This window comes from Geodermatophilus sp. SYSU D01105, from assembly GCF_054050095.1.
The window spans coordinates 14,671-27,089 of sequence record NZ_JBJGYR010000040.1 but is presented as its reverse complement, the minus strand read 5'-3'; the positions used below and the strand labels follow the sequence as shown (position 1 = coordinate 27,089).

Annotated in this window: 12 protein-coding genes; 5 read left to right on the top strand and 7 right to left on the bottom strand. The window is 73.9% G+C overall.

The window, feature by feature from the left end:
- Window positions 1-35: 35 nt before the first annotated feature.
- Window positions 36-632 carry an MBL fold metallo-hydrolase gene (locus tag ACI79I_RS23860; RefSeq protein WP_456994974.1) on the top strand — a complete coding sequence of 199 codons (597 nt, stop codon included), beginning with the start codon at window positions 36-38 and terminating at the stop codon, window positions 630-632.
- Window positions 622-1,575, top strand: coding sequence for a methylenetetrahydrofolate reductase (locus ACI79I_RS23855; RefSeq protein ID WP_456994972.1), 954 nt, complete (start codon window positions 622-624; stop codon window positions 1,573-1,575). The genes ACI79I_RS23860 and ACI79I_RS23855 overlap by 11 nt, the downstream gene beginning before the upstream one ends.
- Window positions 1,576-1,644: 69 nt before the next feature.
- Here the strand turns inward: ACI79I_RS23855 and ACI79I_RS23850 are convergent, their stop codons facing one another.
- Complete coding sequence (locus ACI79I_RS23850; protein ID WP_456994970.1) at window positions 1,645-2,766, bottom strand: aromatic ring-hydroxylating oxygenase subunit alpha; 1,122 nt, start codon at window positions 2,764-2,766, stop codon at window positions 1,645-1,647.
- A gap of 216 nt (window positions 2,767-2,982) precedes the next feature.
- A complete protein-coding gene (locus ACI79I_RS23845; RefSeq protein WP_456994968.1) occupies window positions 2,983-3,783 on the bottom strand; it encodes an IclR family transcriptional regulator in 801 nt (266 codons plus the stop codon).
- Between the two features lie 128 nt (window positions 3,784-3,911).
- Between ACI79I_RS23845 and ACI79I_RS23840 the strand changes: the two genes are divergently transcribed.
- Window positions 3,912-4,232, top strand: coding sequence for a bifunctional 3-phenylpropionate/cinnamic acid dioxygenase ferredoxin subunit (locus ACI79I_RS23840; protein WP_456994966.1), 321 nt, complete (start codon window positions 3,912-3,914; stop codon window positions 4,230-4,232).
- Window positions 4,229-5,401: an NAD(P)/FAD-dependent oxidoreductase gene (locus ACI79I_RS23835; protein WP_456994964.1), complete on the top strand. Its 1,173-nt coding sequence runs from the start codon at window positions 4,229-4,231 to the stop codon at window positions 5,399-5,401. Before ACI79I_RS23840 ends, ACI79I_RS23835 begins: the two co-directional genes overlap by 4 nt.
- On the opposite strand, the gene ACI79I_RS23830 is transcribed toward ACI79I_RS23835, so the two are convergent.
- Window positions 5,352-6,593 carry an MFS transporter gene (locus ACI79I_RS23830; RefSeq protein ID WP_456994962.1) on the bottom strand — a complete coding sequence of 414 codons (1,242 nt, stop codon included), beginning with the start codon at window positions 6,591-6,593 and terminating at the stop codon, window positions 5,352-5,354. The two genes, ACI79I_RS23835 and ACI79I_RS23830, sit on opposite strands and share 50 nt — an antisense overlap.
- Window positions 6,594-6,638: 45 nt before the next feature.
- Between ACI79I_RS23830 and ACI79I_RS23825 the strand changes: the two genes are divergently transcribed.
- Window positions 6,639-7,250 carry a TetR/AcrR family transcriptional regulator gene (locus ACI79I_RS23825; protein ID WP_456994960.1) on the top strand — a complete coding sequence of 204 codons (612 nt, stop codon included), beginning with the start codon at window positions 6,639-6,641 and terminating at the stop codon, window positions 7,248-7,250.
- A gap of 33 nt (window positions 7,251-7,283) precedes the next feature.
- Here the strand turns inward: ACI79I_RS23825 and ACI79I_RS23820 are convergent, their stop codons facing one another.
- From ACI79I_RS23820 to ACI79I_RS23805, 4 genes are all read right to left on the bottom strand, one after another.
- Window positions 7,284-9,125: a BCCT family transporter gene (locus tag ACI79I_RS23820; RefSeq protein WP_456994958.1), complete on the bottom strand. Its 1,842-nt coding sequence runs from the start codon at window positions 9,123-9,125 to the stop codon at window positions 7,284-7,286.
- A 314-nt stretch (window positions 9,126-9,439) separates the two neighbouring features.
- The gene (locus ACI79I_RS23815; protein ID WP_456994956.1) at window positions 9,440-10,180 is read right to left on the bottom strand and encodes an LrgB family protein; all 741 of its coding nucleotides are present in this window, start codon (window positions 10,178-10,180) and stop codon (window positions 9,440-9,442) included.
- On the bottom strand, window positions 10,177-10,530 hold the full coding sequence (locus ACI79I_RS23810) for a CidA/LrgA family protein (protein WP_456994954.1): 354 nt from the start codon (window positions 10,528-10,530) through the stop codon (window positions 10,177-10,179). Before ACI79I_RS23810 ends, ACI79I_RS23815 begins: the two co-directional genes overlap by 4 nt.
- A 96-nt stretch (window positions 10,531-10,626) precedes the next feature.
- On the bottom strand, window positions 10,627-12,333 hold the full coding sequence (locus ACI79I_RS23805; RefSeq protein ID WP_456994952.1) for a thiamine pyrophosphate-binding protein: 1,707 nt from the start codon (window positions 12,331-12,333) through the stop codon (window positions 10,627-10,629).
- Window positions 12,334-12,419 lie beyond the last annotated feature (86 nt).

Genomic DNA, 12,419 nt, shown 5'->3' with positions numbered 1-12,419 from the left:
CACGGCGAGGTGCTGCGGTCGGTCGTGGTCTTCACGTGACGGCTCGCATCGACAAGACCGTCGTCAGCGGCGTCTTCAGCCTCGACGGTCAGGACTTCGACGTCGACAACAACGTCTGGCTGGTCGGCGACGACGACGAGGTGCTGGTCATCGACGCCCCGCACGACGCCGCCCCGATCCTGGAGGCGATCGGCGGCCGCACGGTGACGGCGATCGTGCTCACCCACGGGCACAACGACCACATCACCGCCGCCGTCGCGCTGCGCGAGGCGACCGGCGCGCCGATCTGGATGGACCCGGCCGATCTCCCGCTCTGGCAGAGCGTCCACCCGGATGCGCTGCCCGATCGACTCGTCGGCCACTGCACGCCCTTCTCCGTGGCCGGGACGCTGCTGGTCTCGATGCACGCCCCCGGCGGCACGTCGCTGTACGCCCGCGACCTGGACACCGTCGTCACCGGGGCCCCGCTGTCGCGGGGCGGGCCCGGCGGGACCGGGCACCCCTCCAGCGACGAGCCGACCGTCCGCAGGTCCCTCCGCTGGGGTCTGCTGACCCTGCCCGAGGACACGGTCGTCAAGACCTGCCACGGCGAGGACACGACGATCGCCGCGGAGGCCAGCCGTGTCCGTTGAGGTCCCCGGCGGGCCCGGGGTGCGCAACCGAGCGGTCGTCCCGCCCGCCGTCGAGGGCCGGGAGGGGCCTCGACCGGCCGGGAGTCCGCTGGAGCGGGCGCTGCGGGGTGCGAGCTACGAGGTCCTGCCCCTGCGGGGCGCCGAGGAGTCGGTCGTCGAGCACGTCCCGCGCACCGTGCCCCTCACCGTGACGGTGACCGAGGCCAAGGGCCTGACGCCCACGCTGGAGCTGGCGGAGCGCCTGTCCGGCTCCGGGTTCGCCGTCACCCCTCACCTGGCGGCCCGGCTGGTCCGCGACCGGTCGCACCTGGCCGACGTCGTGGCACGCCTCCACGCCGCCGACGTGGACGGCGTGTTCGTCGTCGGGGGCGACGCCGCCGAGCCGGTGGGCTCCTTCCCGGACGCCCTCGCCCTGCTCGAGGAGCTGGAGACCGCCGGCCACTCCTTCCGGCACGTGGGGATCGGCGGCTACCCGGAGGGGCACGGGCACATCAGCGCGGAGCTGATCGAGCGCGCTCTCGAGCGGAAGGCCCCGCACGCGACCCACGTCATCACGCAGCTGTGCTTCCGTGCCGCGACCACCGTGGCGTGGGCCCGGCAGGCCAGGCAACGGGGCGTGGACCTGCCGATCCGGATCGGGCTGCCCGGCGCGGTGACGCGCCAGAAGCTGGTGCGCATCTCGGCCGGGCTGGGCCTCGGGCAGTCGGCCCGGTTCCTGACCAGGCAGCACAGCGTGTTCTGGCGGTTCTTCGTCCCCCACGGCTACCGGCCCGACCGCCTGGTCGAACGTCTCGCGCCGGCCCTCGGGGACCCCGAGCACGGCTTGTCGGGCTTCCACCTCTTCACGTTCAACGAGGTGGCGCGGACCGAGGCCTGGCGGCAGGAGTGGCTGGCCCGTCTGTCGGACGCCGCTGCGACGAACGGTGGGAGCCCCGTGGTCTGACGTCCCCGTGCAGAGCGGGGCCGGGAGGACGACGACGTCCTCCCGGCCCTGGGGCCGGTGCGTGCCGGCTCAGCCCGACAGGCGCTGGGTCAGCCACTCGTGGAAGGCGCCGATGTGGTGCTCGGAGGGCACGAGGACGCCGCCGTTGGCGTAGGCGCGGGAGGACATGGCCGGCTGGGTCCGCTCGCAGGCGGCGAAGTCCTGCTCGTTGACCCGGTGGAACAGCTCCACCGACCGCGTCACGTCCCTGCCGGACTCGACCACCTCGTGGGAGTACAGCCAGTCGCACTCCACGATCGTCCGGTCGGCCGAGATCGGGAACATGCGGTGGAAGATGACGTGGTCGGGCACCAGGTTGACGAAGACCGTCGGCTTGACCGTGATGGCGTAGTAGCGGCGGTCCTGGTCCTCGTCGACGCCGGGGAGCCGGTCGAAGCCCTCGCTGCCGTCGACGGTGAAGCCCTTGACGTCGTCCCCGAACTCCGCGCCGTGCCCGACGAAGAACTGCGCCGCGTAGCCGTCGGCGAACTCCGGGAGCACCTCGGTCAGCTCCGGGTGGATCGTCGCGCAGTGGTAGCACTCCATGAAGTTCTCGATGATGAGCTTCCAGTTCGCCCGCACGTCGTAGGTGATGCGGCGCCCCACGGACAGCGAGTCGAGCTGGTAGTGGTCGATCGACTCCACGTCGCCGAGGCGCTCGACGACGTCGGCCACGACCTCGTCCTCGAAGGACGGGGGTTCCTTCGCCAGGCACACCCACGCGTAGCCGAGCCACTCGCGCAGGGCCACCGACACCAGGCCGTACTCCACCCGGTCGATGTCGGGCATCTTCGTCAGGTTGGGGGCCGCGATGAGCTTGCCCTCGAGGTCGTAGGTCCAGGCGTGGTACGGGCACTGGAAGGCCCGCTTGACCGCGCCCGAGTCCTCCGTGCAGATCTGCGCGCCCCGGTGCCGGCAGATGTTGAGGAACGCCCGCAGCCGACCGTCCCGGCTGCGGGCGACGAGCACGCTCTCCCTCCCCACCTGGACCTTCTTGAAGGAGCCGGGAGTCGGCAGGTCACTCGAGCGCACCGCGCAGAACCACATGTCCTCGAAGACCCGGGACTGCTCCAGCGCGAACACGGCGGGGTCGGTGTAGTAGTGGCCCGGCAGCGTGGAGATGAGGCTCGCGGGCTGGTCGGTGGTGGTCATACGGCACCTCGGGGTTCCGTCGGGCGAGGGAGGACTTCGCCGGAGGTCGGACTACGCGGGGTCTGTGACAGCGCACGGCCGCCGCCCACCGGAGAGCTCAAGACGACCGACGTGTTGCACATTACTCAGCGCGTCGCGCAAGACGCAACAGTCCCCGCGCACAGTCGTGCCCGGTCCGACCCCGGCGACACGGGCCTCGCGACGGCCCCGCCCGGGTCAGCGCTGGTGACCGAAGAAGCCCAGCCTCCGGCTCAGCTCGTCGGCGCCCGCCACCACCCGCCGGGCGAGCCGCGGGTGGTCCTCCGGGTCCATCCGGAAGGAGGGCCCGGAGACGCTGAGGGCCGCGACCACGTCCCCGTCCGCGCCCCGTACGGGCGCCGCGACGGCGTTGAGCCCCACCTCGTACTCCTCGACCGTGGCGCCCCACCCCTGCTCGACGATCCGGTCGAGGTCCTGCCGCAGCGCCTCGGGGTCGGTGACCGTGGCGGAGGTGAAGCGCGGCAGGTCCCGGGAGAGCACGTCCTTGCGGACGGCGTCGGGAGCGTGGGCGAGGAGCACCTTGCCGCTCGACGTCGCGTGCAGCGGGGTGCCCTGCCCCACCCAGTTGTGCGTGCTCAGCGCCGCCGGCCCGCGGGCCTGGCTCACGTTCACGGCACGGTCGCCGTCCAGGATCGCGATGTTGACCGTCTCCTCGAGGTCGGCGGCCAGCGCCTGGCAGATCGGCCGCCCCTCCCGGGCGATGTCCAGCTGCGCGGCCGCCGCACCGGCCAGGCGCACGACGCCGAAGCCCAGCCGGTACTTGCCGCGGTCGGCCAGCTGCTCGACGAAACCCCGGCTCTCCAGCGCCGCGACCAACCGGAAGGCCGTGGACTTGTGCACGCCGAGCTCGGCGGCCACCTCGGTGACGCCGGCCTCGCCCTGCGCCGCCAGGATCTCCAGGACGCTCAGCGCGCGGTCGACGGACTGGACGACGGCCACCGAGCCGCGGTCTGCGTTGTCTGCCTGCGGCGCACTCATGAGGTCAGGGTAGGTGGCCGGTGGCACGCTCCGGCCCGCCTCTTGACGGCACCCACCCCGACGGCCATGCTGTTGCGCTATCGGCACACAGTTGCGTAACTCGCAACGGTAACGAGCCTGGAGCGCCCATGATCCCGGTCTGCCCGACGACCGCGCTGCCGCCCGGAGAAGCGACCCGAGTCGAGGCCGACGAGCCCATCGCGGTCTTCAACGTCGACGGCGACTTCTACGCGATCGACGACACGTGCACCCACCAGGACGCCTCGCTGGCCGACGGCTGGCTGGACGGGTGCGCCGTCGAGTGCCCCCTGCACGCCTCCTGCTTCGACCTGCGCACCGGGAAGGTGTCCGGCCCGCCGGCCAAGACCCCGGTCCGCACCCACCGGGTCGTCGTCCGGGACGGCATGGTCTACGTGCAGCCGGGGGCCGCCGCGGAGGGTGCCGCGTGAGCCCGACGGTCGCCGTCGTCGGGGCCTCCCTGGCCGGCCTCTCGGCTGCGCGCGCGCTCCGCGAGCAGTCCTACGAGGGGCGCATCGTGGTCATCGGCGACGAGGTGCACGCCCCTTACGACCGCCCGCCCCTGTCGAAGGGGTTCCTGGCCGGCACGGCCTCGCTGGACGACATCGCCCTCGGCGTGCCGGACGACGACACCCTCGGCCTCGAGTGGCGGCTGGGCACCACCGCGGTCGGCCTGGACCCCGCGACCCGCTCGGTGCTGTTGAGCGACGGCGGCGAGGTGCGGGCCGATGGCGTCGTCCTCGCCACGGGAGCCCGCGCCCGGCGGCTGCCCGGCAGCGAGGGGCTCGACGGCGTGCACGTGCTGCGCTCCCTCGACGACGCCGTGGCCCTGCGGGAGGACCTGGTCGCCGGCGGGCGGCTCGTCGTGATCGGCGCCGGCTTCATCGGCGCGGAGGTCGCCTCGACCGCCCGCACGCTCGGGCTGGAGGTCACCGTCGTCGAGACCCTGCCCGTTCCGCTCGCCGGACCGCTGGGCGCCGACATGGGCGCGGTCTGCGCCGGGTTGCACGCCGACCACGGCACCCGTCTGCTGGTCGGCACCGGGGTCGCCGGACTGGTCGGCACCGGCCGGGTCGAGGCCGTGGAACTGACCGACGGCAGGCGCCTGCCCGCCGACGTGGTGGTCGTGGGGATCGGTGCCATCCCGAACACCGAGTGGCTCGCGGGCTCGGGCGTGGCCCTCGGCAACGGCGTCCTCACCGACGCCCGCGGTGCCACCAGCACCCCCGGCGTGGTCGCGGTCGGCGACTGCGCCGCGACGTGGTCGGCCTCCGCGGAGCGGCACGTCCGCATCGAGCACTGGACCAACGCGCTCGAGCAGCCGGCCACCGCGGCCGCCACCCTGCTCGGTGCCGGGGCGCCGGGGCCGACACCGGTGCCCTACTTCTGGTCCGACCAGTACGGCGCCCGCATCCAGTTCGCCGGGTCGCGCCGCGAGGGCGACGTCGCCCGCGTGGTCGAGGGCAGCTGCGCCGACCGCAGCTTCCTGGTGGTCTACGAGCGCGACGGGCACCCCGTGGCCGTCCTCGGGATGAACCAGCCACGGCTGTTCACCCGCTGGCGCCGCCAGTTGCGCTCGGCGGTGCCCGCCGCGTCCTGACCCCCGGGGCGGTCGGCACCGCCGGCGGCCACCCGTGCCGCAGGTCGTCCTGACGGCGCCCGCGGGGAGCGGCGACCGCGGCGGCCGACAGCAGCGCCGCGGCGGCGACCAGGGTGGCCGGCGTGCCGGCGGCGTCGACGAGCAGGCCGAGCAGTGCGGCGCCGGCGGCCTGGCCGACGGTCAGCGCGACGAACAACAGGGCCGTGGCCTGCGCGGCCGCACCAGGTGCCAGCCTGCTGCCCCAGGCGATGAGCACGCCGCTCAGCGCCACGAAGCCGCAGCCGAACAGCGCCAGCGCGCTGCCGGCTGCCGGCACGGATCCCGGCCGCCAGGCGAGCAGCACCGTCCCCGCGACGGCGAGCCCCGCCGAGATCACCCAGGCCGCAGGGAGCCCCGCTCTGCGCACGAGGCTCCCGCTCAGGCTCCCCAGCAGGGCGGCGCCACCCAGGAGACACCACAGCAGCCCGGTGACCTCGGTGGACAGCCCGCTCGCGGTCGTCACGTCCGGACCGAACGTCCACACCCCGGCCCCGCCGGCGCCGGCGAGCAGGCCGGCGGTCAGCGCGCGCCCGAGGCGCGGCAGCCGCAGGCCGGACTGCGCCCGACCGGGGCCGGGCGAGGACGGGCTCCAGCAGGCGGACCGGTCGGCCCACCAGGTCACGACGAGCGCACCGCCGGCGAAGCCGGACCATGCCCAGCGCCACTCCCCCGGCCAGGCCAGCACCACCAGGCCGCCGGCGAGCACCCCGGCCCCGGTCCCGCTGTTCACCAGCGCCTGGGACCGGGGCTCGGCGCGTGGCGGCACCGTGGCGACCACGGCGGCCACCAGAGCCGGGCTGGCGGCTCCGGCGCCGCTGCCGGCGACGAGGGCCCCGATCGCCAGGACGGGTGTCGAGCCCGCGGCGGCGACCAGCAGCGACCCCGCCGCCGCACTGACGCCGGCCGTCCACAGGGCTCGACGCGCCCGACCCCGGTCGACCAGGCGCAGGGCCAGGACGGCTGCGACGCAGTAGGCGAGGTAGCTGCCCGCGGCGATCCCGCCCGTGATCCCGGAGGTCAGCCCCAGGTCGGATCGGAACTGTGGCAGGTAGAGGCCGAAGCCGTACCGGGACAGGCCGTAGGTCACCGCGACGACCAGCAGTCCGCTGGCCACCAGCAGGCGCGGCGCTCCCCGGGCGGGGGAGCCGGGCACGGACTGTAACGATCGTTTCAGCATAACGAGCGTTATGCTAGGCCCATGCGCTCCGTTGGCGCGAGACGACCGGCCCGCGAGCGACTGCTCGACGCCGCCGGCGAGCTGTTCTACGAGTCCGGGATCGCCGCGACCGGGGTGGACGCCGTCCTGGCCCGCGCCGGGGTGTCGCCCGCGACCCTGTACGCGCACTTCTCCGGCAAGGACGGGCTGGTGGCGGCCTACCTCGAGCACCGCTTCCGGCGCTGGCAGGAGGCCTGGGACGAGGTCCTCGAGGAGCAGTCCGACCCGGTCGACCGACTGCTGTCGGTCTTCGACGCGGTGGCCCGGTACCGCGCAGCGGAGGGCGGCCGCCGGGGGTGCGCCTTCCTCGCCGCGGCCACCGAGCTGCCCCCCGGCCATCCCGGGCACCGATGGCTGGCCGCCGACTCACGGCTGCTGACCGGGCGCTTCCGCGAGCTGGCCAGGTCGGCCGGCGCCGGCGACCCCACCGAGATCGCCGACGGCCTGCTGTCCTTCTACGACGGCGCTCTGGCCCGCCTCGCCCGCCAGGCGACCACGTCCGGCCTGGACACCGGTGACCCGGTGCACCGCGCCCGGCAGATGGCGGCGGACTGGCTGGCGGCACGGCTGCGCCCGGCCCACGGCTCCGCCTGAGCCGGGCGTTGCCGCTCCCCCGGCCCGCCCTCCTCAGTCACGGGGATCGAGGGGCCGGCCGATGGCCTCGGCCGCGTGCTGCCCCTGCGCCGGGACCGACGGGTCCTCCACCGGTGCCACGAAGTTGCCGCGGTGGCTCACCTGCCGCCGGCCACCCGGCTCCGGGCCGGTCGCGGGCGGCTCCGCGGCAACGCTGTCACCGCCGGGGGCGTCGGGACTCCGGGACGGCTCGACGACCAGGACGAAGTCGTCGCCGTGCCGGCTGATGCCGTCGACGACGGCCTGCTCGATCGCGAGGCTGGCGTAGTTGCCCCGGAGCACGATGGGGTCACGCCGGAGGTCCTTGACCAGGCTCACCGCCATCGCCGCCATGACCAGGGCGAAGGGCAGCGCCACGATGATCGTCAGGTTCTGCAGCCCGGTGAGCGCAGCGCCGTCCTCGCCGAGGAGCAACATGATCGCCGCGACCGAGCCCATCACCACGCCCCAGAAGACGACGACCCAGCGGCTCGGCTCCAGGGTGCCGCGCTGGGAGAGCGACCCCATGACGATCGAGGCGGCGTCGGCACCGGACACGAAGAAGATCGCCACGAGGACCATCACGAGCACCGTCGCGGCGGTGGCCAGGGGGTACTGCCCGAGGACGGCGAACAACTGCCCCTCGGTCGTGCCCTGACCGGCGACGTCCAGGCCGTCGCGCTGGGCGGCGATGCCGGCGCCGCCGAAGACGGCGAACCACAGCAGGCTGACCAGGCTGGGCACCAGCAGCACACCGGTGACGAACTGCCGGATGGTGCGGCCGCGGCTGATCCGGGCGATGAACAGGCCCACGAACGGCGTCCAGCTGATCCACCAGGCCCAGTAGAAGACCGTCCAGCCGCGCAGCCAGGCGGCCATCGGGTCGCCGCCGGTGGCCTCGGTGCGCGCGGCCATCTCGCCGAGGTCGGAGAAGTAGCTGCCGATCGCGTCGGGGATGAGGTTGAGGATGAAGATCGTCGGCCCGAGGACGAAGACGAACAGCGCGAGCAGCAGGGCCAGCACCATGTTGGTGTTGGAGAGCCACTGGATGCCCTTGGCGATGCCGGAGACCGCCGACGCGACGAACGCCGCGGTGAGCACGGCGATGATCGCGACGAGGACGCCGTTGCCGACGTCCCCGGCCCAGCCGAGGATCTCCACACCGCTGCCGATCTGCAGTGCGCCGAGCCCCAGCGAGGCCGCCGAGCCGAACAGCGTCGCGAAGATGGCCAGGACGTCGATGACCCGGCCGGCCGGACCGGCGGCCCGGCGCTCGCCGAGCAGCGGGATGAAGGCGGAGCTGATCAGCTGCCGGCGACCCCGCCGGAACGTGCCGTAGGCGATCGCCAACCCGACGACGGCGTACATCGCCCAGGGGTGCAGGGTCCAGTGGAACAGCGTGGTGGCCATCGCCGTCTGGATGGCCTCGGAGGTCTCGGCCTCGGTCGTGAGCGGTGGCGGGGCGACGTAGTGCGAGAGCGGCTCGGCGACCCCGAAGAACATCAGCCCGATGCCCATGCCGGCGCTGAACATCATCGCGATCCACGAGATGGTGCGGAACTCCGGCCGCTCGTCGTCGCGCCCCAGCGGGATCCGACCGTACTTGCTGGCCGCCAGCCAGATCACGTAGACCACGAACGCCGACGCCAGCAGCACGAACAACCAGCCGAGCCTGCCGGTGACCCAGCCCAGGACCGACCCGCTCACGGTGCCCAGTCCCGTGGGCGTGGCGAAGCCCCAGGCGACGAAGGCCAGCGCCATGACCGCGGCGATGGCGAACAGCACCCGGTCGACGGCCCAGTGCCGGTCGGCGACGCAGGGTGGCGGCTCCGCGATGGCCGGATGGGTCCCGGTCACGGTCACGTCCGCGGCCCGGGCGGGTGCATGGCCCTCCCGGACCCCGCTGTCGGCACCTCCGGCCGCGGGCTCCCCGGCCGCCGACCGGCTCGGCGGGCCTGAAGGCGACGGTCGTTGGCTGCTCGGCTGCTCCATGACACTCCCCTATCCTGTTGCGTCATCTGAGACCGACTTCGCATGAGGGAACCAGAGGCGGTGGTGCGGAACAAGGGTCCACCGTGATTCTCCACACAGTCCCCCGGTCCACCGCGGCGGCTCAGGCCGGCCGCGGCTCGACGCGGAGGACCCCCGATGACGCCTCCCGTGCGCCCGACCTACGGCGTCAGTCGCGCCAGCGGTGGCACCACGGTGAAGAGGAGAGGGACCAGCGCCGCGGTCGTCACGGCGTTGAGCGCGAGACCCAGCCCCGCGAAGGCGCCGGTGGTGGGGTGCACCTGCATCGTGCGGGCGGTCCCGATCCCGTGCGCGACGACCCCGACGGCGAGCCCGCGGGCACGACGATCGCGGACCCGGACCAGGTCGAGCACGACTCCGCCGAGCACCGCGCCGGTGATGCCGGTGAGGATCGTGAACACGGCGGTCAGCGAAGGGGCCCCGCCCAGCTGTTCGGACACCCCCATCGCGACCGGAGCGGTCGCCGACTTCGGAGCCAGGGACAACAGCGTCTGGTCGTCGGCGCCCAGCACCGCCGGGATGGCGACCGCGGTGGCGATCGCGGTCAGCGAACCGACCCCGACGGCGGCGAGCAGCGGCAGCGCCAACCGCCGGATCTGCGGCAGCTGCCGGTGGAGCGGCACGGCGAGCGCCACCGTGGCCGGGCCCAGCAGGAAGTGCACGAACTGCGCGCCCTCGAAGTACGTCCGGTAGTCGATCCCGGTGACCGCCAGCACGACGCTGGTGATGAGCACGGCCAGGAGCACGGGGTTGAGCAGCGCCCGGGAGCCGCTGCGCCGGTGCAGCCAGGAGCCGGCGGTGTACGAGGCGAGCGTGAGCGTCAGGCCGAACAGCGGCGTCTCCGCGAGGTAGACCCAGATGCCGTGGAGGTCGGTCGTCATCGGTCGACGGGCTCCGGGTCGCGGGTCAGAGCGCGCATCACCAGCCCGGTGACGGCGATGGCCACCACCGCACCGCCGACCACGGACGCGCTGACCGCGAGCCACTCCGAGGCCAGCAGGGGCAGGTACTGCACGACGCCGACACCGGCCGGGACGAAGAGCAGGCTCAGGTGGGCCAGCAGACCGTCGGCGGACTCCTCCAGGCGGGGAGCGGGGCGGCCGCGCAGCGTGAGACCGGCGAACAGCAGGACCAGCCCGAGGATGGGACCGGGCACCGGCAGACCGGTGACGCGGGCGAGCGCCTCACCGGCCAGTTGGCAGGCCAGCAGCAGCGTGAGGAACGGCAACACGATGAGACCTCCTGAGTGGCGCGCGAGGGAGCTGCGCGGACCGGCGCAGCTCCACGTCTGGGAGCGGTCGGTACACGACGCATCGGCGTCCCGGCGCTACAGCCTCCGGCCCGCCGTCAGGGACGCGGTCATGAAATCGGCGACGACCTTCTGGGAGATCGCCGCGTCGAGGACGAACACGCCCGTCTCGTGGGTGGCGAGCCAGTCGGTGAGGACCTGGAGATCGGCCAGGGTGCGGGCCTTGACCCCCGCGGCGCCCATGGCGCGGCCGAGGGCAGCGAAGTCGACCTCGTCGATGAGCATCGCCGTGGGGTCGAGCCCCTGGGCGGCGTACTGGTGCAGCTCGGCGCCGTAGGCGGAGTCGTTGAGCACGACCACCACCCCGCGGGTCGTGGCGCGCAGGAAGGTCTCCAGGTCGGCCAGGCCCATCAGCCCGCCGCCATCGCCGGTGACGAACACCGTGGTGCGCTCCGGCCGGGCGACCGAGACACCGGCGGCCGAACCGAAGCCCAGCCCGATGGCCTGGAAGGCGGTGCCGACCAGGACCATCGCCTGCGGGTCGGGGACCGACAGGTACATCGGGGCCCAGCCGATGAAGTGCCCCCCGTCCATCACCACCGACCGCTGCGCCGGGAGGATGTGCTCCAGCGCGGCGACCACGGCCCGTGGGTTGAGCCGCCCGTCGGCACCGAACTCCGAGGGGTCCTCCACCGGGGCCGCCGACCGGAACGCCTCGGTGGCGACCTCGGGCACGGCCGCCCGCCAGCCGTCGTCCCGCTCGTCGGCCGGGATGCGGCTGGTGAGGGCCTGCAGGGCGGGGGCGAGGTCGGCACGCACGTAGTCGGTGACCTGGGAGTGCTCGGTCTCGGGCTCGTTGTCGAGGCGGATGACCCGGGTGCCGGGCGCGAAGAGGGTGCCGTAGCGGGACTGGAACGCGTTGAGCGACGCCCCGGCCACCAGCACCACGTCGGCGGTGCGGGCCAGCTCGAGGCGCTGGGCGCGGGTGAAGCCCCCGGCGATGCCGAGATCCCACGGGGAGTCCACGGCGTTGGCGGCCATCACCGAGGTCATGAACAGCGCTCCCAGACGGTCGCCGAGTTCGCGCAGGGAGGCGGCGGCGTCGGCCAGGACCACCCCGCGGCCGGCCAGCAGCAGGGGCCGCTCCGCAGCACGGAGCAGGCCGGCGATCCGGTCGAGGTCATCGGCAGAGGCAGTCCACGTGGGCTTGGTCGGCAGGGGTTCCAGGTCCACCGGGTCGCTCAGGCGTGCGGTCGCCTGGTCGTAGGGGATCGCCAGCACCACCGGCTGCACGGTCTGCAGGGCCAGGTCGAAGGCCCGGTGGGTCATCGCCGCCGCGGTCGCCGGGGTCGCCACGAGGGTGGTGACCCCGACCGACTCAGCCGCGGTGACCTGGTCGATGTCGAAGGCCCGCCGTCCCGTGGTCGGGGCATCCCCGGTGGCCAGCACCAGGGGGATCCGGGCCAGACGGGCCTCTGCCAAGGCGGTGCAGGTGTTGGTGAACCCGGCCCCGTAGGTCGTGGTGGCTGCCGCGATGCGCCCGGTGGCCCGGTGCCAGGCGTCGGCCATCGCCACGGTCGCCGCCTCGTGCCGGGCGCTGGTGAACGGGAAGCCGCGGGAGGTGAGGTGGCTGATCAGATGGGCGTTGCCGTTGCCCATCAGGCCGAACAGGTGCTCCGTGCGCGTCGCGACCACCTCGGCCACCGCGGTGGAGACCGTGGCGGGTGCGGTGGCGGGGCCCCGAGCCGAGGGCTCGGCGGCCACGTTGGTGGCTCTGGTCGTCATGACGGCGGTCCTCCGGGCGGGAGTTCTCGAGCGGGACCGGGCATGGCCTGGTCCCCTACGCATACTCGGTGCCGTCACCGCCGCCG